At 49.3% G+C, this 21,476-nt stretch carries 19 protein-coding genes; 12 read left to right on the top strand and 7 right to left on the bottom strand.

The features are described 5' to 3' along the window. Position 1 precedes the first annotated feature (1 nt). From bioA to H569_RS23370, 4 genes are all read left to right on the top strand, one after another. Positions 2-1,393, top strand: a complete 1,392-nt coding sequence (gene bioA, locus H569_RS0112050; RefSeq protein ID WP_034630474.1) for an adenosylmethionine--8-amino-7-oxononanoate transaminase — start codon at positions 2-4, stop codon at positions 1,391-1,393. Next, positions 1,377-2,342 (top strand): biotin synthase BioB, encoded by a 966-nt coding sequence (gene bioB, locus H569_RS0112045; protein WP_238492544.1) that lies wholly within the window; start codon positions 1,377-1,379, stop codon positions 2,340-2,342. Before bioA ends, bioB begins: the two co-directional genes overlap by 17 nt. Before the next feature lie 110 nt (positions 2,343-2,452). After that, the gene (locus H569_RS23375) at positions 2,453-2,584 is read left to right on the top strand and encodes a hypothetical protein (RefSeq protein ID WP_257720111.1); all 132 of its coding nucleotides are present in this window, start codon (positions 2,453-2,455) and stop codon (positions 2,582-2,584) included. Positions 2,585-2,652: 68 nt separating this feature from the next. Continuing rightward, on the top strand, positions 2,653-2,787 hold the full coding sequence (locus H569_RS23370) for a hypothetical protein (protein WP_257720110.1): 135 nt from the start codon (positions 2,653-2,655) through the stop codon (positions 2,785-2,787). Here H569_RS23370 and H569_RS0112030 read toward each other — a convergent pair whose 3' ends face one another. From H569_RS0112030 to H569_RS0112000, 7 genes are all read right to left on the bottom strand, one after another. After that, positions 2,788-3,519 carry a gamma-glutamylcyclotransferase family protein gene (locus tag H569_RS0112030; RefSeq protein WP_027365192.1) on the bottom strand — a complete coding sequence of 244 codons (732 nt, stop codon included), beginning with the start codon at positions 3,517-3,519 and terminating at the stop codon, positions 2,788-2,790. Between the two features lie 256 nt (positions 3,520-3,775). After that, on the bottom strand, positions 3,776-4,381 hold the full coding sequence (locus tag H569_RS0112025; RefSeq protein ID WP_027365191.1) for a TetR/AcrR family transcriptional regulator: 606 nt from the start codon (positions 4,379-4,381) through the stop codon (positions 3,776-3,778). A gap of 108 nt (positions 4,382-4,489) precedes the next feature. Continuing rightward, the gene (locus tag H569_RS0112020; protein ID WP_027365190.1) at positions 4,490-6,244 is read right to left on the bottom strand and encodes an acyl-CoA dehydrogenase family protein; all 1,755 of its coding nucleotides are present in this window, start codon (positions 6,242-6,244) and stop codon (positions 4,490-4,492) included. Between the two features lie 136 nt (positions 6,245-6,380). Further along, positions 6,381-7,559: a thiolase family protein gene (locus H569_RS0112015; RefSeq protein WP_027365189.1), complete on the bottom strand. Its 1,179-nt coding sequence runs from the start codon at positions 7,557-7,559 to the stop codon at positions 6,381-6,383. A gap of 14 nt (positions 7,560-7,573) precedes the next feature. After that, positions 7,574-9,997 carry a 3-hydroxyacyl-CoA dehydrogenase/enoyl-CoA hydratase family protein gene (locus H569_RS0112010; RefSeq protein WP_027365188.1) on the bottom strand — a complete coding sequence of 808 codons (2,424 nt, stop codon included), beginning with the start codon at positions 9,995-9,997 and terminating at the stop codon, positions 7,574-7,576. A 456-nt stretch (positions 9,998-10,453) separates the two neighbouring features. Continuing rightward, positions 10,454-10,747: an EscU/YscU/HrcU family type III secretion system export apparatus switch protein gene (locus H569_RS0112005; RefSeq protein WP_051273625.1), complete on the bottom strand. Its 294-nt coding sequence runs from the start codon at positions 10,745-10,747 to the stop codon at positions 10,454-10,456. Positions 10,748-10,762: 15 nt separating this feature from the next. Continuing rightward, a complete protein-coding gene (locus tag H569_RS0112000; protein WP_027365186.1) occupies positions 10,763-11,332 on the bottom strand; it encodes a flagellar hook-length control protein FliK in 570 nt (189 codons plus the stop codon). 312 nt (positions 11,333-11,644) lie between these two features. Between H569_RS0112000 and H569_RS0111995 the strand changes: the two genes are divergently transcribed. The 8 genes from H569_RS0111995 (at position 11,645) to H569_RS23160 (ending at position 21,467) form a co-directional block, all read left to right on the top strand. Beyond that, positions 11,645-12,319 carry a GntR family transcriptional regulator gene (locus H569_RS0111995; RefSeq protein ID WP_027365185.1) on the top strand — a complete coding sequence of 225 codons (675 nt, stop codon included), beginning with the start codon at positions 11,645-11,647 and terminating at the stop codon, positions 12,317-12,319. Positions 12,320-12,342: 23 nt separating this feature from the next. Further along, entirely contained in the window at positions 12,343-14,265 is a 1,923-nt protein-coding gene (locus H569_RS0111990; protein WP_114679299.1) for an aconitate hydratase, read from the top strand. Between the two features lie 129 nt (positions 14,266-14,394). Next, on the top strand, positions 14,395-14,724 hold the full coding sequence (locus tag H569_RS0111985; RefSeq protein WP_027365183.1) for a DUF3795 domain-containing protein: 330 nt from the start codon (positions 14,395-14,397) through the stop codon (positions 14,722-14,724). 298 nt (positions 14,725-15,022) lie between these two features. After that, entirely contained in the window at positions 15,023-15,664 is a 642-nt protein-coding gene (locus tag H569_RS0111975) for a LysE family transporter (protein WP_027365181.1), read from the top strand. Between the two features lie 150 nt (positions 15,665-15,814). Continuing rightward, positions 15,815-17,221: an AmmeMemoRadiSam system protein A gene (gene amrA / locus H569_RS0111970; RefSeq protein WP_027365180.1), complete on the top strand. Its 1,407-nt coding sequence runs from the start codon at positions 15,815-15,817 to the stop codon at positions 17,219-17,221. 17 nt (positions 17,222-17,238) lie between these two features. Next, complete coding sequence (gene amrS / locus H569_RS0111965) at positions 17,239-18,240, top strand: AmmeMemoRadiSam system radical SAM enzyme (protein ID WP_034630468.1); 1,002 nt, start codon at positions 17,239-17,241, stop codon at positions 18,238-18,240. Positions 18,241-18,267: 27 nt separating this feature from the next. Further along, positions 18,268-19,026: an SIR2 family NAD-dependent protein deacylase gene (locus H569_RS0111960; protein WP_034630465.1), complete on the top strand. Its 759-nt coding sequence runs from the start codon at positions 18,268-18,270 to the stop codon at positions 19,024-19,026. 173 nt (positions 19,027-19,199) lie between these two features. Further along, a complete protein-coding gene (locus tag H569_RS23160) occupies positions 19,200-21,467 on the top strand; it encodes a DEAD/DEAH box helicase (protein WP_238492543.1) in 2,268 nt (755 codons plus the stop codon). Positions 21,468-21,476 lie beyond the last annotated feature (9 nt).

The following is a 21,476-nucleotide window of genomic DNA, read 5'->3' as shown; positions in this document are numbered from 1 at the left end:
TGTGAGTTATTATAAGCCGGAACAATTAGAACAGTGGGACAAGCAATATGTATGGCATCCGTTTACCCAAATGCGCCAATGGCAAAAGGAAAAGCCGTTGATCATTGAAAAAGGGGAAGGTAGCTATCTTTATGACATAGAGAACAACAAGTACCTGGATGGAATCTCCTCACTGTGGGTTACTGTGCACGGGCATCAGAAAAAAGAAATAAACCGGGCCATTACAGAACAACTGGATAAACTGGCCCACAGCACTCTGTTGGGTCAAGCCAACGTACCTTCAACGCTGCTGGCTCGTAAATTGGTGGAAATAACCCCGGAGGGTCTTAATAAGGTTTTTTATTCTGATAGCGGGTCTACCGCGGTGGAGATAGGACTGAAGATCGCCTACCAGTACTGGCAGCAAAAAGGGGAAGCAAAATACAAGACTAAGCGTAAATTTGTCTCTCTGACCAACGCTTACCACGGGGATACTATCGGTTCGGTGAGCGTCGGCGGTATCGATTTGTTTCATAAAATATTTGCAGCGTTGTTGTTTGAAACTGTCAATGCGCCGTCGCCCTACTGTTACCGCTGTCCTTTGCATTTAAACCGTGAGACTTGCGCTATGGGCTGCGTTAAAGAAATGGAGTCCCTTCTGGCTTGCCACCATCATGAAATTGCCGGGGTGGTAATAGAACCACTGGTGCAGGGAGCTGCCGGTATGCTGGTTGCACCTGAAGGTTATCTGGCCAGAGTAAGGGAACTTTGCACCAGGTTTAATGTTTTGCTCATAGCTGACGAAGTGGCCGTGGGATTTGGGCGTACCGGGAAAATATTTGCCTGTGACCACGAAAACGTAAAACCCGACATTATGTGCCTGGCCAAAGGAATAACCGGCGGTTACCTTCCCCTTGCGGCCACTATGGTTACTGATGAAATATATAATGCTTTCCTGGGAGAAATAGACGAACGCAAAACTTTTTATCACGGACATACCTATACCGGCAATCCGTTGGCCTGTGCCGCCGCTTTGGCCAATTTGGAACTCTTTGAAAAGGATCAATTAATTGCAGGCCTGCAGGAAAAAATTGCTTTCTTGAGTGCCGGTTTGAAAAGATTTATCGAACTCCAACACGTGGGCGAAGTGCGTCAAAAGGGGTTGATGGCAGGCATTGAAATCGTGGAAAATAAGGACACTAAAGAGCCTTTTCCGGTGAAATACAATATCCCCCATCGCATCGTCCTGGAAGCCAGAAAAAACGGTTTAATTATCAGGCCGCTGGACAATGTAATCGTGCTGATGCCCATTCTTTCCATGAGCCTTTCTGAACTGAAACGACTTTTAGACATTACCTACACGGCAATTAGAAAAGTGACTGAGGAGGAGTCCTTTGGTGAAAGTATCAAATAATGAAATAACGGTTGAGGTGCCGGTAAAAAAACAAGATGCGGTTAAGCTTAATCAGCTGACAGGCGCCGGTATTTACGATTTAATAGCCCTGGCGGGAAGGGTTACCCGTCATTACTTTCCTGAAAACAAGGTGGAGTTGTGTTCCATTATCAATGCCCGTTCGGGCCACTGCAGCGAGGACTGCGCTTTTTGTGCCCAATCATCCCATCATAACACCAACGTTTCAATTTACCCAATGCTCAGCCCGGAAAAAATTCTGCGCAGCGCAGTTAAAGTTGAGCAATCAGGGGTGCGGCGTTTTTCCATGGTTACCAGCGGCCGGGGTATTTCCGGTCGCGATCTGGAAAAAGTGCTGGAAACTATCGTGCTTCTGCGCCGGGAAACAGATCTCAGCCTGTGCGCATCCCTGGGTATCATTAATGAAAAGCAGGCATCCATGCTGGCCGAAGCGGGATTGTCAACATATCACCATAACCTGGAGGCGGCTCCCGCGTATTTTGACCAAATTTGCAGCACTCATACCTATCAAGAGAGGGTACAAACCATATTAAACGCCAGAAGAGCCGGCTTGCGGGTATGTGCCGGGGGAATATTGGGTCTGGGCGAATCGCCGGTGCACCAGGTGGAACTGGCCATTGAATTGCAAAAGCTGCAGATTGACTCAGTGCCGTTGAATTTTTTAAACCCTATTCCAGGAACGCCGCTGCAGAACCAAACGGCCATCCCCCCCTTGGGGATATTGAGGGCCATAGCCGTATTTCGATTGGCGCTGCCCCGGGCGGTACTGCGCCTCTGCGGGGGTAGAAAAGAGGGGCTGCGCCGCCTTCAGCCCCTTGCTTTTTTAACCGGGGCAAACGGCCTGATGGTGGGCGACTATTTAACTACCGGCGGTGAAGTATTGCAAGAAGACCTGCAAATGCTCCTGGATATGGATTTAGCAGTGTTATAGCACAGGATTAACTGCCATTTGATTCTGATTGCGGCTGGATTTCAGTATTTACAACTATAAGCGTGTGTGTTATATTGTATACAAGATAACTCCGCAGGGAGGAAACTACCTTGTTTAACGCAGCCAGATACAACACAACAGGTACAGGTATGACCCTCATGTGCACCGCCATGGGCATGTGTGGGTATTTTGTGTTGTTTAAACAGAATAGTTTTTACCTTCCCAAGCTGGAGTTGGCCTGAATAACTAGACTGGTACATTTAAAAGCCACCCTGATGGGTGGCTTTATTATTTTAAGGAGGTTTTTATTATGACTTTAGAGTTACCGGTTTTTGTACAATGCGAGGGATCCTGGTTGGCGCTGTCCGCATGTGGAGAAGTTGTAGTCCTTGGAGGTTCTTTTGAAGATGCCTTCAATAAGTCTTTCTTACAAGGCTGTTATTAGTTATCTTTTGCGCTCGCCCAGATAGGGTGTGTTTTTGATGCGCTTGATGTAATTATGCGGTAGCCCAAAGAATTCGGCGCCCGTAATGACATGGTTTAGGTAATTAGCGGAAGGGAGAAAATTACCTGTAGGTAGTGCGTTATAACTTTCCATGCAAAAAATTCCGAAATGGGTTCGAACCGGCACACGAATTCTCTTAAAGCTTGTTGATGCACTTTCAAGGCGGTCAAGCTCCACCCAATGCTCACCGGTAACATAAAAAGCCGCACCCCAGACAGAATCACTTTCGGAATAGGTAATGCCTGCCACGCCGCCTGACCATTGTTTTGATTCTATTGGAAAGTTCAAACGGTAATCTTGGAGTTCACCCCGCATCAAAAAATGACTGCCTGAAAACCGGTCATTATAGATTTGTTCGGGGTGCAGGTTGGAACCATAGGCAAAATATAAATTACCGGAATTTGATAGCCCGGTCATTTGCGCATGGACTATGGATCTAACCTGATTAAGAGATTCTTTGCAAATAAAGTATCGCCTGCAGTGGGCCGGTTTTTTCAGATCGTCCGGGAAGGTTTGAATTAGGTTTTGGTATAACAAATCTTTAATTATTTCATCTGCGGTATTTTCATCGATGTTTAAGCGGCGTGCGATAATTTCAAAAGGCAGAGCGTTGTCCACGTCCCTGATTAAGCCAAGAACCAAAGTATGGAGATTTAGATTTTCATTTGCCAAACAAATCACTCCCTCCTATAAGCAATTGTAATTGCTGCAGGTTACCATGGCAATAATAAACGCGTGCGTAATTATTTTTTTAAGATCTTAACTTATTTAATGCATTATATGGCAAGTACTGTAAAAGTCTACAAAAAAAAGCCGGGAGATTACCCGGCTTTTGTGCTTACATTTAGATACTGGGGGACATTCCTCGAAGAGGTGTGTACCCTTTCATAAATTGGGGACATTCCTCGAAGAGGTGTGTCCCCTTTCCTTAATACGGGTGAATATTACCATCTTTTGCCAGCGCCCTGGCCAGCATGTAATACACAGGCTTGATCAGATTGGTAAGGCTGTATTCCCTGTGAGACATAACCCAGGATGTGGCCACTTCGTCCATGGTTCCGAAAATCATCTGACGGGCCAACTTGGGATTTACGTCATCTCTAAAGTAGTCACAACTTACTCCTTGTTCGACAACGTCTTCTATAATTTTGAAATATTCTTTGAGAGGTCCGGCGATGCCTGAACGTATGGAAGCATCCGACTGCCTAAGTTGAATTTGTAAAACCAAGGCTAAATTCCGGTCCGACTCAAGTCTGCTAAAATGAAGCGCAATCAACTTGGCAAGTTTTTCAAAAGGGCTGTGCAGCTTCTTTAGTTCCTGGCGGGCACTGGCAGTAAATTCGCCCATTTTAGCTCGAAAGAGTGAAATCAGCACATCTTCCTTATTCTTAAAATACAAATAGATTGTGCCGTCAGCCACTCCTGCTTCTTTAGCAATTTTTGAAACCTGGGAGCTATGGTAGCCGTTCTCCGCTATAACCTTGACGGCAGCTTCAATTATGGCATTATATTTTTCCCCGGTTCTTTTTGCCATGTGCCACCTCCTCCCGTGGTTTTTTAAAAAAAGGCCGCCGGGATTTGAAGACTTATTGAGTCCCTCAAATCCCTTTAGTGAACGGCGCTTGGAGGGGTACTTGGTTATTTATACGACGTATTTACCGGCTTCCAAAACTTTGGCGGCTATCTTCTGGCGAATACCGATAAGATTGATTGGCGTGTATTTAGCCAGGCGCTTGGCGATGCTGAGGTTGGTGCGGAGCATGTCCCCGCCCTCAAACATGTAGGCCATCGCTTGTTTGGCCCAGGCATCAAGTTTCGGGAACGCATCATAAACGTAAGCCAGGGCCAATTCAACCTTGGTTTCGGCATTTTCAGGATCGTTTTTAAGCGCTTTTTGGGCCCGTAAAACGGCACTTTCCATGGCGTAAATTTCAATGGCCATGTTAGCCATGATTTCAATGATTTCCTGTTCCTTGGCGATTTTCTGCATGTATTTTTGAGCAGCGGTGCCACCAACCATCAAGAACAGTTTTTTAGCCCGGTCGATCATATCCATTTCGATTTCAAACGGGGCCTCATCACCGGTGGGAGTTTTGGCCCGCAGTGACATCACTTCGCCTGCCAACGCCTGGGCGGCCTGGAGCAAGGGCAGCTGGCCTTTCATGCCGCGGCGCAGCAAGGTGGCGGGTATGATCAAACGGTTTACTTCGTTGGTGCCTTCGAAAATTCTGTTGATCCTGCTGTCGCGGTAAAACCGCTCAGCCGGAAACTCCTGGGTGTAGCCGTAACCGCCGTGAATTTGCACGCACTCGTCAGTAACGTAATCTAAAGTTTCAGAGGCATGCACCTTGGCGATAGAGCACTCGATGGCGTAGTCTTCAATGGCGGCCCCGATATCCTTGCCTTCAGATTTACCTTCCAGCGCTTCTTCAATTTCGCCCACCAAACGGTAGACCAAACTTTCGGAAGCATAAGTTTTAGCAGCCATTTGGGCCAACTTGTTTTTAATCATACCAAATTTGGCAATAGGCATGCCGAACTGCTGGCGCTCCATTGCGTACTTGGCGGCTACGCCAAGGGCTCCCTTGGAAGAACCGACGCCGCCGGCTCCCAGCTTATAGCGGCCGATGTTAAGAATATTAAAGGCAATAACGTGACCTTTGCCAATTTCACCCAAAACATTTTCCACAGGGACTTTAGCGTCTTCAAAAATTAAAGAGCAGGTGGAGGAACCTTTGATGCCCAGTTTCTTTTCTTCAGCACCGATCGAAAAACCTGGCGTATCTCTATCAATAATAAAAGCAGTGAACTTGTCGCCATCGATTTTGGCGTAGGTTACAAAAACATCTGCGAAACCGGCGTTGGTGATGAAGATTTTTTCCCCGTTCAGGATATAGTATTTGCCGTCTTCGGAAAGAACAGCCTTGGTCCTTGCACCGAGAGCGTCGGATCCGGCCATAGGCTCGGTCAGCGCGTAGGCGGCGACTAATTCACCTGTCGCCAGGCCCGGCAAGTATTTTTTCTTTTGCTCCTCGTTACCGAAAAGCACGATGGGCAGTGAGCCGATGCCGGTATGAGCACCGTGGCTGACCGCAAAAGAACCGCCTAAAGAAACGTTTTCTGTAATAATCGCAGCGGCGATTTTACCCATTTCACCGCCGTCATATTCCTCAGGAATGTCGGCGGACAGAAGACCCAGCTCACCGGCCTTTTCCAAAATGGATCGCATTAAACCTTCTTTTTGATGATCAAGCTCTTCCACATTGGGTAAAATTTCGTTTTCCACGAAATCGGCTACGGTATCTGCAATCATCTTATGCTCGTCGGAAAAATCCTCCGGCGTAAAAATCTTATCAGGGTCAATGTTTTCTAAAATAAACATGGCGCCCTTTTGCATAATGGTATTCCCCTTTCATTATTTTAATACCAGTCGTTACTGTTCACGTATTCAGAATTAAGTAGTCAGAATTCTGAATACTGCGAGACGATAAACCGTTCTCTTATACTGACTTCTGACTCCTGAGTAGTTACTATTAGTCAACCATTTCAAAAACGCCGGCTGCACCCATGCCGCCGCCGATGCACATGCTGACAACGCCGTAGCGCGCGTTTTGACGTTTCATTTCATAAAGCAGCTGGGTGGTCAGCTTGGCGCCGGTGCAACCCAGCGGGTGGCCCAGAGCCACGGCTCCGCCGTTAAAGTTGATCTTGGCGGGATCCAGCTCCAGTACTTTGATACAGGCCAAAGCCTGAGCGGCAAACGCTTCGTTTAATTCAAAAACGTCCACTTGATCCTTGGTAATGCCGGCCAGTTTCAAAGCTTTGGGAATGGCCACGGTGGGTCCGATACCCATAACCTCGGGACCGCAGCCGCCCACAGCATAGGAGCGGAACACGGCCATTGGTTTAAGCCCGAGGGATTCGGCCTTTTCACGGCTCATAATCATAACGGCGGCTGCGCCGTCACTGGTCTGTGAGCTGTTACCGGCAGTTACGGTACCGCCTGCCTTAAACACAGGGCGCAATTTGGCCAGTGTTTCCATATTGGTTCCCGGCCTGACGCCTTCATCTGTATCAAAAATAAAGGAACTTTCTACAAGTTTTCCCTTCTTGAGGGTCTTATTTACAACTGTTAAAGGAACGATTTGCTCTTTAAAACGACCCTCTTCAATTGCCCTGGCAGCTTTGGCGTGGCTGGCGACGGAAAACTCATCCTGCATTTCCCTGGTGATGCCGTAACGCTCGGCTACGTTTTCCGCGGTCAGGCCCATACCCATGTATGCTTCCGGGCAGATTTGCATCAATTCAGGGTCGGGCATGGTCTTGTTGCCGCCCATTGGAACCGTGCTCATGCTCTCAACGCCGCCGCAAACATACACGTCAGCAAAGCCGGCCATAACCCGGGTGGCCCCCATAGCGATGGTTTCCAGGCCGGATGAACAAAAACGGTTTACCGTGGCGCCGGAAACTTCTACCGGCAGCCCGGCTCTTAAAACCAGCATGCGGCCGAAATTCATGCCTTGCTCTGCTTCAGGAAAAGCACAGCCGATTAAAACGTCTTCTATTTCAACGGGATCGAGGCCGGGCGTCCTTTTAACCAGTTCCTTCAGCACCTCGGCGCCCATGTATTCCGGGCGGGTGTTTTTCAACTTGCCCCGGGGCGCCTTACCAACCGCGGTTCGTACTGCGCTTACGATTACAGCTTCTCGCATTTTATTACCCCCCCTTAATTCCTCAGCGGTTTGTTATACTTTAGCATATATCTCATCCGGTCAAGGGTCTTGGGTTCTCCCAGCAGGCTCAGGAAAGCTTCACGTTCAAGGTCTAACAGATCCTGCTCGGTTACTTCAACACCGGGAGTTACACCACCGCCGGTCACGATATGGGCCACTTTCTTGGCGATTTTGGCGTCGTGTTCACTGATTTGCTTGCCCCACAGCAGGGTTTGAATGCCCAGTTCGATTGCGGCGTAGCCGGCATTTCCCACGGCTTTCATTTTCTTGGGCTGCAGCGGCTTAAACCCGTTGGCGGCCATTTGCAGCACCAGGCGCTTGGCATCGCCGATAATTCTGTCGCGGTTGGGGCTGACGTGGTCGGTTTCACGCATATAGCCAAACTTAATCGCTTCGGGGCCGCTGGTAGCCACCTTGGCCATGGCGATGTTTTCAAAGGCGCGGTTGATCATGGGCTGGACGGAGTTAACTCCGCCAACGGCTATCTGACTCTTGGGCGGCATTAATTCCGCTGCCCTGAAGGCCAGCTCTTTACAGCCGCCACCACCGGGAACGAGTCCTACGCCCACTTCGACCAGACCCATATAAGTTTCGCCGGCGGCGTTAACCACATGAGAATGCAGGCAAACTTCACAACCGCCGCCGACAGTCATGCCGTGCGGTGCCGCCACAACCGGTTTTTTGCAGTATTTCAGGCGCATATTGGCTTTTTGGAACTCGTCGACCATAATGTCCAGTTCATCGAACTCGTCATCTTCCGCTTCCATCAAGATCAGGAACAGGTTGGCACCCACTGAGAAATGCTGCCCGTAGTTGCCGATAACCATACCTTCGTAATTTTGTTCAACTTCCTTAACGGCAAAATTCATCATGTTGACGATATCGTCACCGATGGAATTGGCCTTGCTGTGGAATTCCAGGCAGACCACGCCGTCGCCGATATCAATCAGGCTGGCGCCGCTGTTGGATTTGATGACCTTGTTCTGTTCTTTAAGCGGTGCCAGGAAAATAACGCCTTCAGGGATACGCTCCTGTTTGGCTTCCCCGGTGTTTTGATCAAAGCAGTAGCGAGCGCCTTCTTTCTTTTCATAGAAACTGGTGCGGCCGGCAGCCAGCAGGTCTTCCACCACTTTGGGCACAGCGCCGCCTTCAGCCTTAATGCGGTCGGCCACTTCCTTGACACCTAATAAATCCCATGTCTCAAACGGGCCGAAATCCCAGTTAAAGCCCCATTTCATAGCGTCGTCAATGGACTGGATATCGTCGGCAATTTCACCCAGCAGGTTAGCGGCATAAACCAATGCATCCCTGGTTATTGACCAGGCGAATTCCGCAGCCTTGTCCTTGCCGGACAACAGGGCCTTCATTTGCTTGGCCGGCTTGCCGGCTTGCTTGGCGGCTTCCAGTGAAGCAAACTTGGGCTTTTCTTTGGGCCTGTATTCCATGGTATTGTAATCCAGGACCAGTACTTCCCGGCCCTTTTCGGTTTTTACCTTTTTATAAAAACCTTGCTTGGTTTTATCGCCCAGCCACTTGTTTTCCAACATTTTCTGCAGGAACGCCGGGGGGTCAAACACGGCTTTTTCCTTGGGGTCGGTGGCCACGTCGTAAACGTTTTTGGCCACGTGCAGCATAACGTCCAGACCCACCATGTCCAGTGTGCGGAAAGACGCGCTCTTTGGCCTGCCCATCACGCGCCCGGTCAGAGCATCAACTTCGTCAACGCCCAGGCCATATTCCATCATTGCTTTGATGGTGGCGCACATGCCATAAACGCCGATCCGGTTGGCAATAAAGTTGGGGGTATCTTTACAAATAACAACACCCTTGCCCAGTACTCTTTCGCCGAAGTCGCGCATGAATTCCATAATTTCCGGCAGGGTTTCGCTGCAGGGGATCAGTTCCAGCAATTTCATGTAACGGGGCGGGTTAAAGAAGTGAGCACCCAGGAAATGCTGTTTGAATTCCTGCGACAAGCCTTCGCACATTTTGTTGATGGATATGCCCGAGGTGTTGGAGGCGACAATAGTTCCGGGCTTGCGGAATGCCTCAACTTTTTTGAACAAGCTTTGCTTAATGTCCAGTCTTTCTACGACAACTTCAATAATCCAATCACATTCGGCCAGTACGTTCATGTTGTCTTCAAAGTTACCCGGTGTTAACAGTGCGGCGTTTTCCGGCACGTAAAACGCCGCCGGTTTGGCTTTAAGCAGTGCCTGAATACTGTTTGCGGCCAATCTGTTTCTAACTTGTGGGCTCTCCAGGGTCAAACCCTTTTTTTCCTCATCAGGAGTCAGCTGGTTTGGTACAATGTCCAGCAGGTAGGTGGGTATACCCACATTGGCCAGGTGTGCGGCAATGGTCGCACCCATTACGCCGGCACCGAGGACAGCGGCCTTGTTGATGCTGCGCTTCATCTTCCGGTTCCTCCTTTTACTGCAAAATTTGCTTACTATACCCCGCCTGGGAATGAGCGGGTTTACCGGGAAAAGGGTATCATACCCCAAATCCTGTTTAATTAAATGACTGAACGTTCAGTCAGTTAAATATAAGATATTGCATTATTGGGTAAAAATCAATAGGATTGGCGGCTGGAATTAAACCGCTCAATTCGCTGAAGAACCATTCATAATTAAAAAACGACCGTTTAGGGTCGAAAAATGACGTTTGGAGGCTATCCAGAATTTTTTAATACTTTAAAATATACCTTGCCATTAGCGGTTAGGGGACACACCCCTTCGGGGAATGTCCCCAACGTATAATGTCCCCAACGTATGAATGTCCCCAATTCATGGCCGGAACAGAGGATAAAAGTATAAAAAAGCGTGCATTAAGGGAACTGGTTGAACGCGCTTTATTCAATAATAACGTAGCTAGGGTAATTTTTTGTCAATTTTAGCCACAAACACAAGTATTTGGGCTACCACTTCGTATAACTGGGGTGGAATTTGCGTATCAATTCCCAGTTTGAAGAGAGTTTCGGCCAGGTTTGCATCAACGTATACCGGAATACCATGCTCATCAGCCAATTTACGGATAACCTGGGCAAGTTCTCCCCGGCCTGCAGCGGTAACACGGGGTGCGTCCTCCCGATCCGGGTCGTAGCGCAGAGCGGCAGCATAATCCCTTGGAGAGGATATTTTTGAATCAGTTTTTTTTGGGCTCATTATCTGTGCCCCATTTCAAACCTTTTGGTCCAATATGACGGGGTTGGCAAGGCCTGTCATTAGATTTTTCATTTGGGGGTCAAGCACGGTACAGCGGAAGATCACTTGCTTAAAGCCGGTTTTTTGTATTTGTTCCCTTAAATCGCCGGAATGCGATGCTAACTGCGCGGCAAATTTCTCATTTTCCGTATGGCAGGCAATGTTAACGGTATTTTCCTTGGCTGTTAGATAAAAAAACAAACTGCCCAGGCTATTGGTGGATAGGCTGAAAACAACACCTGGTTCCCCGGCTGCCGCATCTTGCTCTTTTTTTTGTCTCCCGCGTTTTCTAAATACATAAAACTGGGTTTCAGGGTAAAGAGGGGTTTTGAACGGCAGCGGAAGCAAAAGGGGTTCGCTGCCTTCATGACCCCGCGCATGGGGTTGCGCCGGCGCCTCCTGCTCTGTCCCTTTGGTTAAAACCTCTGCGGCTTTGGCTGTCTCTTTGGCCGCAATCAGTTCTCGCGGAAGCTGACCATGTTTTGGATTTTGCTGTTCGCTTAAAATAATGTTTAACAGTACCGGGATGACACCGGAAATTTGCATATCCAACCCCTCGCTTTATAAACTAAAACTATTGTACCATAATTAAATAGGGTTGGGGTGGCTTAAAACCTTAACCAGAAAACTGCTGCTCCCTGATGTGTTGGCGTTCCCCGCATTATTTATCCATTGTAATCACCTACGGGATATAATATCATACAAACCTTTACAGCTATGATATTCTATAGTATTTCTCGAATACTTCCCGGTGAGAAAATAAATTTTAAAAAAGGTATTTTGTTGGTGTCTGTCGAATAAAATTTTCAGAAAAGTATACCGGGATCCTAAAATACATTTAGTGAGAGAGGGTTGAAGATGGAAAATTATATTGAAAAATTCAACCCGGCCAATGCCAGGACAATCAGGGATATGGTCTACGAAACCCTCAGGCAGGCAATCTTCGATGGACAGTTGAAACACGGCGATCGCCTGGTGGAAAAAGAATTGGGCGAAAGGCTAAAGGTAAGCCGTACCCCCGTTCGGGAAGCGCTGCGGAAACTGGAGGTGGAGGGATTGGTCAACCGCCTGCCCCGCAAGGGACTGGTGGTTAGGGGTATAACTGCGGATGATATCATTGAAATCTATGCCATACGTGAAGCCCTGGAAACCACAGCTATTGCTTTCATCATTGAAAACATAACTGCCGGCGAAAAGGAAAAACTGTTCGAATTGGTAGAAAAAATGGAGCAATTAATCGAGCTGAATGACGATCAGGAATTATTAAGATTATCCAAAATTTTCAATGACGTAATGAATAATTCGTGCAGAATGCCGCGGCTGATCAGCCTGATCAATGCGCAGCAGGAATATGTTTCCCGGTTCAGAAAAATGACCATGTCCAACAAATTCAGGAAGCTAGAAGCTTTGCAGGAGCATAAAGAAATATTGATGGCCGTTGACAGGATGGATGTGCAAAAAGCAAAAGAATTAGTCATCAAACACTTAAAAGCCGCCTGTAAGCAGTGCCTCAGAACTTTTATGGGAAATTAGATTTAGCGAAAGGGTGATGACAGTTGGGCTTGAACCTAACCCAAAAAATTATAGCCTCTCACCTTATAGAGGGGGAAATGGTTCCCGGACAGGAGATTGCCATTAAAATAGACCAAACCCTCACCCAGGATGCCACGGGTACTATGGCCTACCTGGAGTTTGAGGCGATTGGTATTGATAAAGTAAAGACTGAACTATCAGTCAGTTATATTGATCATAATACACTGCAGGTAGGCTACGAAAACGCCGATGATCACCGTTTTTTGCAGAGTGCTGCAGCCAAATACGGTGTTTATTTCTCCCGAATGGGGAACGGCATTTGTCACCAGGTCCACCTGGAGCGGTTTGGCAGGCCCGGTAAAACATTACTGGGCTCCGACAGCCATACCCCTACCAGCGGCGGGCTGGGCATGCTGGCCATTGGCGCCGGCGGACTAGATGTGGCGACTGCTATGGCCGGTTATCCGTTTTACGTTAAAATGCCCGGGGTCGTCAATGTCAGGCTGCACGGCCGGCCGGCGCCCTGGGTGGCGGCAAAGGATATAATATTGGAAGTCTTGCGGCGCCTTAGCGTCAAGGGCGGCGTTGGCAAAGTGATGGAATATACCGGTGAGGGAGTTGCCTGCCTGAGCGTGCCCGAGCGGGCCACCATTGCCAATATGGGCGCCGAACTGGGTGCCACATCTTCAATCTTCCCCAGTGACAGGGTTACCGGGGAATTTTTGAAGGCCCAAAACAGGCAGGAACACTATGTAGAATTGCTGCCGGACGCCGGTGCTGTCTATGATGAGGTCGTAGAGATAGATTTGGGTTCACTTGAACCCATGATTGCACTGCCGCACATGCCGGATAACGTGGTCAAGGTTTCGGAGGTGGCAGGTCGTAAAGTAAACCAGGTGTTCATTGGCAGCTGCACCAACTCTTCATATACAGATTTGATGCGTGTGGCCGCTATATTAAAAGGAAAAACTGTGCATCCCGAAGTTAGCCTGGTGATCGCGCCCGGTTCCCGCCAGGTTTTGCGCAGCCTGGCCGCCAACGGCGCCCTGGCCGATATGGTGGATGCCGGAGCCAGAATTTTAGAATGCGCCTGCGGACCCTGTGTTGGGGTGGGGCAGTCGCCTCCGTCAGCGGGAATATCCCTGCGCACTTCCAACCGTAATTTTGAAGGGCGTAGCGGTACCGCGGACGCCGAGATTTACCTGGTGAGCTGCGAGACGGCAGCGGCGTCGGCACTGGCTGGAGAAATAGCGGATCCCCGCGGGCTGGGTGAGCCTATCTTGATCAACATGCCGGAAAAATTCGCGGTGGACGACAGAATGGTTATACCGCCGCCTGAAAGCGGCAGTGAAGTGGAGCTTGTCCGGGGTCCGAATATTAAACCCATGCCGGCAGTTAGCCAGCTACAGGATAAGATAGCGGGTGAAGTACTGCTAAAGGTGGGGGATAACATTACTACTGATCATATCATGCCCGCCGGAGCAAAAATTTTAGCGCTTCGCTCTAACATTCCGGCCATATCCATGCATTGCTTTGAAAGGGTGGATCCCACCTTTGCCCGGCGGGCCCTTGCTGCCGGCGGCGGCATTATTGTCGGCGGGCTGAATTACGGCCAGGGCTCCAGCCGGGAACACGCGGCACTGGCGCCTTTATACCTCGGGATTAAAGCCGTTGTTGCCAAGTCCTTTGCCAGGATCCATATGCAGAACCTGGTTAATTTTGGCATACTGCCGCTGGTATTTGCAGATGAGGCGGATTATCACCGCATTGAAGCCGGCAATAAATTGGTTATTGAAAACCTGCCGGAAGACTTGGCGGCAAATGAAATAAAAATCAACAATCTCACCAGGGGTGAAAGCTATCCCGCAAAGCACAGCCTATCGGTGAGACAAATGGAAATACTAAAGGCCGGTGGGTTGCTGAGCTACGTTAAAAGCAAAGTGTAAGGATATTTGCCTTGACGGTTGAGTAAAACTAACCCGTCTTTTATTTTTCAAGCATTCTTTCAAGAGGTTGCCAAAACATGCGGTAATTTATGGTAAAATATGTAAGGGAATATTTAATGGGGGATGTTGATGATAGCTTATTGCGGTTTGAACTGTACCAAATGTGAGGCATATATTGCCACACAAAATAACGATGACGTGTTAAGAGCCAAGGTAGCCCAAGACTGGTCCAAAGCTTATAACGTTCCGGTACTTCCTGAGCATATTAACTGTACCGGTTGTCTTGCGGATGGCGTAAAAACTTTCTATTGTGAGCAGATGTGTGAGATAAGGAAATGCGCAAAAGGAAAGGAATTTAAAACTTGCGCTGATTGTAATGATTACGCATGCAGCAAGCTTAATGAAGTTTTCAAGTATGCACCTGATGCAAAAAAAGAACTGGATTCTTATAGGTCATAGTAGAACGGCGGAAGGAATTGAAAACCCTTGAGGTTGTAGCCAGCAACTTCAAGGGCCTTAATTCCCCGTGTTCCAGCGCCAAAACAACTCAACCCCCGGCCGGTTATAAGACCAACCGGGGGTTGAGTTTGCAGTACTGCGTGGTACCACTGTATAATATTCTGCTCCGTGCTGTTTTGTGCAAGTGCAGAGAATAACTAAGTTTATAATATTTTCCTTATGAGGGAAGGATTTTATGAATAGAATCAAGAAAATCTGCTGTTAATGATATTTTTTTATGCTTAGTGGAGTGACATAAATGGAATTGGTAACTATCTTTACTACGGCTTTTTTGGTTGGATTTTCCGGAGCGATGATGCCGGGACCTTTACTGACGGTAAATATTAGTGAAACCACCAGACGCGGTTTTATAGCCGGCCCGCTGCTGGTATTGGGACATGCGATTCTTGAAATTTTGCTGGTAGCATTTTTGGTTTTAGGGTTGGCAACATTTTTGGTTTCCGACCGGGTGCATTCAGTTATAGCTCTGGTGGGTGGCGTTTTTTTAATTTACCTGGGCTGGACAATGTACAGGGATGCTGTAAGGGGGAAGATTTCCTTGCAGCTGGCTAAAGAAACTGCCGAGAGCGCGGGCATGCACCCGGTACTGGCCGGGATTTTAGTGAGTTTGTCCAACCCTTACTGGAGTCTGTGGTGGGCTACCGTGGGACTTGCTTATATCACTACCTCCATGGCGCGGGGAACAGCCGGACTGGTGGCATTTTTAAGCGGGCACCTGCTGGCCGACCTGGTCTGGTACGGCGCGGTTTCAGCGGCGGTGGACGGCGGGCGCCGCTTTTTGAGCCAGAGTGTGTACCGTGGAATTATTATTGCCTGTGGTTTGTTTTTAACCGGCCTGGGTGGATATTTTTTATATTACGGATTTAATAAATCCCTATAAAATCTGTGCTATACCTTTTGTACTATATGGAAATATTAAAATAGCTGTAACTATTCAGCATCTGTAACCACTTAGGAGTCAGGAGGACAGAGAAGATTGTTGAAAGGAGTTGAGTAACCGTTTAACGGCGCAAGCCGTGGACGGGAAGGTATGCCTGTGGTATTCGGTGGTGTATGCCCACACCCGCCTGTTATGGTGCCTGCGGTAGGGCAGGGCAGGGACCGGGAAGTTGCCAAAACTCAAAAGTCCATGCTTGAGTTGGGAAGAAGGATCAAAGAAAGCGGCGCGGAGACATTACTGATGATAACTCCCCACGGCACGGTATTTTCAGACGGCATTGGCATTTCAGCTTTCAAGGAATTAAAAGGTGATTTAAGCCGGTTCGGTGCCGGGGAGGTGCGTTTTGTCCTGCGTAACGATCTTGAACTGGCCCGGGAAATAAAGGCAGCTGCTTTGCAGAAAGGCGTTTTGGTTGTAGAAATAGATCGGGATATGGCGGACCTCTACGACTTGACTCCAGGCCTGGATCACGGTATCACCGCTCCGCTTTATTTTATCAGGGAAGCGGGTGTTAATTTACCATTGGTGCATGTATCCATGGGTATGCTGCCCTTCAGCAAGTTATACTCCTTTGGCGTGGCTGTCCGGGATGCAGCAGCTAAACTGGGCAGAAAGGTGGCAGTGGTGGCCAGCGGTGACCTGTCACACCGCCTGACGCAAGACGCGCCTGCCGGCTATGATCCTTCAGGTAAGGAATATGACCGGACGATTGTAAAACTGGTTGGAGATTTAGATGTAGAAGGAATAATGGACTTGGATCCGGATTTTGTGGAGTGCGCCGGTGAGTGCGGTTTGCGTTCCATCATTATGATGCTTGGCGCCTTTGACGGGGTGTCGGTAAAAAGCGAGGTTTTGTCCTATGAAGGCCCCTTTGGCGTTGGCTATATGGTAGCTGCGCTGCAGCCCGGCACTCCTGACTTGAGCCGGAACCTGGAAGAAAAGCTTTTAGGCCGGGCTGTGGATAAAGCAAGGATCAAAAGGGCGGGGGAAAGCTATCCCGTAAAAATAGCACGGGAAACGCTAGAACAATTTTTTATAGGTGGTAAAAAGAAAATAAACAGGGAAAATGCCCCGGAGGAATTTGCCGGGCGACGGGCCGGCGTGTTTGTTTCACTGAAAAAAAATGGCCAGCTGAGGGGCTGCATCGGCACTATAGTCCCAACCCGAAATAATATAATAGAAGAAATTGAGGAGAATGCTATCAGTGCCGCCACCAGGGATCCCCGTTTCTACCCGGTGGAACCTGAAGAACTGTCTGAACTTGATATTTCCGTGGATGTGTTGTCAGATCCTGAACCGGTGCGGAGTATGGATGAACTTGACCCCAGAAGATACGGAGTAATAGTATCGTCCGGCGGCAGGAGGGGGCTGCTGCTTCCGGATCTGGAAGGCGTCAATACTGTTGACGAACAGGTGGCCATTGCCATGCAAAAGGCCGGTATAGACCCTGGAGAGCCGGTTCAATTGGAAAGATTCGAGGTTATTCGGTACAGGTGATAGGGGAGCGATTCAGCTTGAAACGTGAGGTTATTTTTTATACCAAGGGTGAGCAAGGAGTTGCCAATTGCAAGGTTTGTCCAAGGCTTTGCAATATAAAACCGGGTAAGAGAGGCTTCTGCCGGGTGCGGGAGAACCGGGACGGGATCCTTTACGCCAATAATTACGGCGAATGTTCCTCTTATGCCCTGGATCCCATTGAAAAAAAACCCCTGTATCACTTTTACCCAGGTTCATACATATTGTCGCTGGGTACTGTCGGGTGTAACCTGAGGTGTGGTTTTTGCCAGAACTGGCAGATCGCCCAGGAAGACCCCCCCACTACCTACATTTCGCCCCGGCAGGCCGCGGACCTGGCGCTGCAGCAAAAGGCACGGGGTTACTCCTGTGTTGGACTCGCTTACACCTACTCGGAACCATTTATGTGGTACGAATATGTTTATGATACAGCCAAGCTGGCCCGAAAGGCCGGCCTGAAAAATGTGCTGGTAACCAACGGCTATGTCAGCGAAGAGCCGCTTAACGCTCTGCTTCCCTATATTGATGCCATGAATATTGACGTTAAAGCTTTTACCGAAGATTTTTACCGCTCAACCTGCGCGGGTCAGTTGGAACCGGTCAAGCGAACGGTGGAAATAGCCTACAAGCACTGCCACGTTGAAATTACCACTTTGCTGGTTACGGGGTTAAACGACGGCCCCGAAGAAATTACAAGGCTGGCGGATTGGCTGTCCGGGCTTAATCCGGATATACCGCTGCATTTTTCGCGCTATTTTCCAAACTATAAAATGGATTTGCCGCCAACGCCCGAAAAAACTCTGCTGCGAGCCAGGGAGATAGCCCGGCGGCATCTTCGCTATGTTTATATAGGCAACACACCCCAATTAAAAGCCTCTAGCACCTACTGTCCCAATTGTGACCAACTACTGCTGGACCGCGAAGGGTATCAGGTTAAGGCATATGGACCGGCAGGTGGAACCTGCCCGGGCTGCGGTGAAAAAATTTCGATTGTTATGTAAGATTGTTATGTAAGGGGGGAATTGGGGATGGGCAGCTTGCAGGAACAGGTGGCAAAGCTGGCGGAGAAATTGCTGGCCAGTCAAAGAACGGTGGTGCTGACCGGGGCTGGTGTATCAACAGAAAGCGGCATTCCTGATTTTAGAAGCCCGGGTGGTTTATGGTCCAAGGTTGACCCGTTATACGCTTTTTCTGCTGAAACGTTTGTTAAGCGTCCCGAGGTTTTTTACCAGCTTGGGCTGCCTCATCTTGCTTCCATTACCTCTGCCAAACCGAACCGGGCCCATGAGGTTTTGGCGGCATTGGAGAAAACGGGGCTGGTCTCCTGCGTTGTCACCCAGAATGTCGACGGTCTCCACCAGCAGGCGGGTTCAAGCAGGGTATTGGAGGTGCACGGGCACCTGCGCACTGCCACTTGTATGGAATGCGGATCGAAAATATCCTGGGACTTCCTGCTGGAAAAAGTGTTTGCAGGCCAAATACCGCCCCGGTGCACTGATTGCCGGGGAATTTTTAAGCCGGACTGTGTCTTTTTCGGAGATAGTATGCCGCAGGATTTTGACGAGGCGATTAAGGAATCTTCGGCCAGCGAACTTTTGGTAGTAGTAGGATCAAGTCTTGAAGTGGCTCCGGTGAACTACCTTCCCACGGTAGCCGGTGAATTGGTTATTATTAACTTGGGTCCGACCATGGCCGATCACAAGGTCAGCCTTAAAGTAGGGGGCAAGGCGGGGCAAGTAATGGATTTATTGTGGGAAAATCTTATGAGAAACGGCTTGGTTAGTTAACATGATAGTTCAGGAGTCAGGAGTCAGAATGAAAGAACGGTTTATCGTCTCAAAGTATTCTGAATTCTGACTGCTGAATTCTGAATACCCGAATAGTAAATCATATTTTTTTTGTTTGGCTGGCGTTAACCGGGATAAAATAAGGTTATAAGAGTTGTCAGGAGAGTTGTAAGTTGGCAAATACAAGAACCGAGGAATTTAAAAAGATTTTACTTGAACAAGTTCCAGTTGACGGCACAATTAGTTTGTTTGAGTTGTTGGAACGGGTGGGTGGAGAAATAGGTCTATTTTCCAGCGCTCTTCAGTCTCTTGCCTCCAGGGGAGATGTTGAGGTGTCTGGAACACCGGAAGGGGACCCGGAACAAATATTACTTACAAAACCGGATATTAGCGGGGAAGCGTTGGCTAAAACCGGCGCCAAGGACATGACCCGGGCAGCCAGGCTCATAGCGATCTGTATGCCCAGGATCAGGGTGCTGCTTAGGGAGCAGGCTGCGAATCGCATACGGGAGATACTTAAGGACGGCACGCCCCGCACCAGGGAAGAGCTTGCCGCAATGATGCACCTGCCGCCCCGGTTGCCTGAGTCTATGCCTGACGCAATCGTGATGCCCGACGGCTCTTACACCCTGAAAGGAACACCAGCCGGGGAGGCGGAGCTATCCAGGCGCACCGCCGAATCCAGGGAGCGCAGGGAAGCAGCGCAGCGGCAGCGACAGCAGATAGATGAACTGCTGGAAGAGAACGAAACGCCGCTCAGTAAAACTGAGCTGGAAACTCTCCTTGGGGAAAAACTGCTTCCCGAGGCAATTGCGCATTTAATGCGGCTTCCCGACGGCAGCTATGCCCATCCGGACAGTGATGCCGCCTGGGATGAGGTAGGCAGGTATTTGTCCCGAAGTGAACCGGTAAGCCGCCAGGAATTTATGCGCATGTTTAAACGGCACAAAAAACTGGTTGCACGTATCAAGAAGGGGCGCGAAGAGCCACCCTTTGTAATTTTGCCTGACGGCCGCATCACTGTGGAAACCCGCCCGGAAGGCCGGGAAGAACTTCGTCGCAGGGAAATACTGGCTTATGTGCACTACACCCTTAAAGAAAAAATGGGCGGCCGTTCTTTTTTCACCCTGGAGGATTTTGCTCCCCGGGAGAGGGCCCTGGCCAGGCAGGAGGCTATACACGCCGGGTGTGTTGAACTTAAAATAAATAAAAAAGAGATGTTTTGTGCTCCTATCCAGGCGGACCAGGGCAGGATAGCAGCTGAGTTGAAGGAAATAACCGGTTTCGATTTCCCGGCCGGCAAAGGTACAACTGTACCGGTTGCCTACATTATTGATAATTCGCTGAATACTCGCGAAACCGGGCGTGCGCTGGGCGTGCGTCCCGGTGACGTTGCCGAACTGAAAGAACAGGGCTATGTTCAGGGCTTTGCGCTTGAAGGAAATATGCGCTTCTGGCGCCCTTCAGTGGACCGGCTGCGCAATTCCCCCAATATTGAACGTTTAATCAGGCGCTCGGAAAAAATTAAATTGACTGACGCTGCGCGTATTTTGGGCCTCAGTTCGGACCAAATTAAAAGCATCATTCGTGAGGGATACCTGCGCAGCGCCGGCCGTACCGTCCAGGGAGTTCACCAACTGCGACGCGGCGATGTTGAAGACCTGCTGGCCAGGCTGCCCGAGATTAAGGAAAGATGGGGTGAACCTTCCGGGCAAGGTCAGGAGCGGGCAGTAAGGCGCAAAAAAAGGCGTCCCAGGAACAGGAGGCCGGCGCCGGCTCCGGTCTCCGGGCCACTAAAACTTGATGAGTACCAGGAAAAATCCATAGCTGCATTAAAAGAGGGACATTCCGTGCTGGTTGCCGCACCTACCGGCACGGGCAAAACACTGATTGCAGAAAGACTTGTGGAACATATTCTGGCCCAGGGTAAAGAGGTTATCTACACCTCGCCTATAAAAGCGCTATCCAACCAGAAATACCGGGATTTTGCCAGGATTTACGGGTACGACAGGGTTGGTCTGATCACCGGAGACGTTTCCATAAACGAGCGGGCATCCCTGTTGGTAATGACTACGGAAATTTTCCGCAACTGGTGTTTTGCCAACCCGGAGTGGATGAACGGTATTTCCCACGTCATTTTTGATGAAATTCACTACCTGGACGATGTTGAGCGGGGCACGGCCTGGGAGGAAAGCATTATTTTCGCTCCGCCCCATATCAATATTCTCGGCCTTTCAGCCACAGTCCCCAATATTATGGAGCTGGCAAGCTGGATGGAAGATGTGCGCTCCGGCAAGGTGGTAGTGGTTGAGGAATACCGCAGGGCGGTGCCACTGGAAATCAGGTGGATTTCGCCTGATAACGAGGTGCTGGACCAGGATGAAGCCACAGATGAAATAGAGGCGCTGCGCCAGGCCGGCAGCAGGAGCCAGTACGTATAAACAATTGCC

The sequence above is a fragment of the Desulfotruncus alcoholivorax DSM 16058 genome (genome assembly GCF_000430885.1).
In the GTDB taxonomy this organism is placed as follows: domain Bacteria; phylum Bacillota; class Desulfotomaculia; order Desulfotomaculales; family Desulfallaceae; genus Desulfotruncus; species Desulfotruncus alcoholivorax.
This window is presented reverse-complemented; position numbering and strand designations above follow the sequence as displayed.